4 protein-coding genes are annotated in these 2307 nt (G+C 40.1%); 3 read left to right on the top strand and 1 reads right to left on the bottom strand.

All coding sequences use genetic code 11. The features are described 5' to 3' along the window. From K0A91_RS11045 to murU, 3 genes are all read left to right on the top strand, one after another. Positions 1-308: anhydro-N-acetylmuramic acid kinase (locus K0A91_RS11045; RefSeq protein WP_295010214.1), on the top strand; the 308-nt coding region annotated here is incomplete at its 5' end. Then, positions 301-1239: a phosphotransferase gene (locus K0A91_RS11040; RefSeq protein WP_295010212.1), complete on the top strand. Its 939-nt coding sequence runs from the start codon at positions 301-303 to the stop codon at positions 1237-1239. The genes K0A91_RS11045 and K0A91_RS11040, both read left to right, overlap by 8 nt. Beyond that, positions 1236-1898 (top strand): N-acetylmuramate alpha-1-phosphate uridylyltransferase MurU, encoded by a 663-nt coding sequence (gene murU / locus K0A91_RS11035; protein WP_295010210.1) that lies wholly within the window; start codon positions 1236-1238, stop codon positions 1896-1898. The genes K0A91_RS11040 and murU overlap by 4 nt, the downstream gene beginning before the upstream one ends. Here the strand turns inward: murU and K0A91_RS11030 are convergent. After that, the gene (locus K0A91_RS11030; protein WP_295010208.1) at positions 1885-2028 is read right to left on the bottom strand and encodes a hypothetical protein; all 144 of its coding nucleotides are present in this window, start codon (positions 2026-2028) and stop codon (positions 1885-1887) included. The two genes, murU and K0A91_RS11030, sit on opposite strands and share 14 nt — an antisense overlap. Positions 2029-2307 lie beyond the last annotated feature (279 nt).

The raw sequence follows: 2307 nt of genomic DNA, 5'->3' as shown, positions 1-2307 counted from the left end.
GAGACATCCAAGCGACCCTTCTGGAGCTTACCGTAAAAAGCATTGCCGACGAAGTTAAAAAAACTCCTACCAATCTGCTTATTGTTTGCGGCGGCGGAGTTAAAAACATCTATCTTATGGAGCGCCTATGTGATGAACTGCAAAACGTCGAGGTTGTCTCAAGCGATGAGTGCGGCGTAAGCAGCGAGTTTATGGAGGCGATGGCTTTTGCATGGCTCGCACATGAGAGAATACACAAAAAATATGTTAAAATTTCGTCTGTAACCGGAGCGTCAAAAGATTCTATTTTAGGTGCTATATATGAATAAAATAAAAGAGTGGTTAAGTAAGACCATTTTTAAAAATTATACGATTGAAACTGCCTTGGCTGATGCCAGCTTTAGAAAATATTACAGACTCCGTGACGGAGACAGAACGGCTCTTTTAATGGACTCTTCACTGGAGAAGAACTCGCTTGAATCGTTTATTGATGTGACAGCAAGGCTTAAAGATGCCGAAGTAGGCGCGCCAAAAATTTTTGAACAAAATCCAGATGATGGCTATCTTATTTTGGAAGATTTTGGAACCACCCACTATCTCAATATCCTAAACCAAAACAACTTCAAAGCCTTTTACACAAAAGCCATAAATACTATCCTAAAGATGCAAAAAGCAGATACAAAAGGTCTGCCTGTTTATGATAAAAAATTTCTACATGCAGAGATGGATTTGATGCATGAGTGGTATCTGGAGAAAAAGCTTCATCTAAAGCTTGATGAGGCGCAAAAAGAGCTTATCACAAGCACATTAAATGCGATTTCAGGCGTAGTACTTGAACAGCCTCAGGATGTTTTTGTACACCGCGATTTTCACTCAAGAAATATAATGCTAAAGAGTGACAACAAAATCGGCGTTATAGATTATCAGGATGCCATGAACGGCGCAATTACGTATGATTTGGTCTCCCTACTAAAGGATTGCTACGTAGCGTATGAGAGAAAAGAGATAAAAAAATTGGCGTTAGAATTTCGCGACAAAAAAGGGCTCAAAGTAAGCGATGAGACATTTTTGAAATGGTTTGACTTTATGGGGATGCAAAGACATATAAAGGTTCTTGGAGTATTCTCTCGTCTGCATATCCGCGACAAAAAAAACGGCTATCTCAAAGATATACCTCTTACCCTGAAATACGTAATTGATACGGCGGAGAGATATGATGAGACAAGAGAGTTTGCAGATTTTTTAAGCAGAGCAAAATGAAAGCGATGATACTTGCGGCCGGTCGCGGCGAGAGGATGCGTCCGCTTACCGACAAGACTCCAAAAGCGCTCTTAAAGGTCAAAGGCAAGCCGCTTATAGTCTGGCACATTGAAAAGCTTGCATCTTTGGGCTTTAGCGAGATAGTTATCAACATCGCCCACTTTGGAAATCAGATAACTGAGGCTCTTGGGGATGGCTCAAAATGGGGAGTAAGCCTTATCTACTCCGACGAGCAGGAGTGCGGAGCGCTGGAGAGTGCAGGCGGGATAATAAAAGCGCTCCCTCTGCTAGAAGATGAGACTTTTTTAGTCGTAAACAGCGATATCTGGTGCGATTATGAGTTTGAGAGCAGTTTTGATTTAAATGGTGATTTGGCACATCTTATTCTAGTTCCAAACCCGGAGCACAACCATCAAGGAGACTTTGCTCTTCATAAAAACAGAGTTGTGAGCGATGACAAGAAGAAGTTTACCTTCTCAGGCATCGGATACTACTCTGCAGAATTTTTCAGGGGTTTGGAGTGCAAAAAAACCCCACTTGCGCCGCTGCTTCGCGAAGCTATTAAAAACGACCGCATAAGCGGAACTCTCCATGAGGGGAAATGGCGAGATATTGGGATTCCGCAGAGACTAAAAGAGATAAACACTACTTCTGAATAAACTGTCCGCACCCTTTTACTTCCGTACCCTTAAATGTTTTAGAGTCGTTGTTTCCGTCTAAAAATGATTGGAATCTAGCGCAATTTTTGCTATTTATACATATTTTGTTGTCACATGCTTTGTCTACCATCTATCGCTCCATCTTCATCTGTTATATTTTTTTCTGATTATATCAAACTAGAGACTAATATAAAGAATTAATATAACTTGAAAAATTTTTTGTTATCATAGTAACTTCGAACCGTAGGGAAAAACAGATGAAAAAACTACTATTAACTATGTTATTTGGCACCCTGCTTATGGGAAAATATGACAACTGTGAGTTTCAAAACAGAGATTATAAAGATGTCTGTGAACAAGTTGTAAAAAACGGCGTATCATATCTGTACGCAAACAAATTTCTACTCTC

Origin of the sequence: Sulfurimonas sp. (assembly GCF_019429335.1) — a bacterium.
Classification (GTDB): Bacteria; Campylobacterota; Campylobacteria; order Campylobacterales; family Sulfurimonadaceae; genus Sulfurimonas.
Note: the sequence above shows the minus strand (reverse complement) of the source record. Positions and strands in the feature narration are given on the sequence as shown.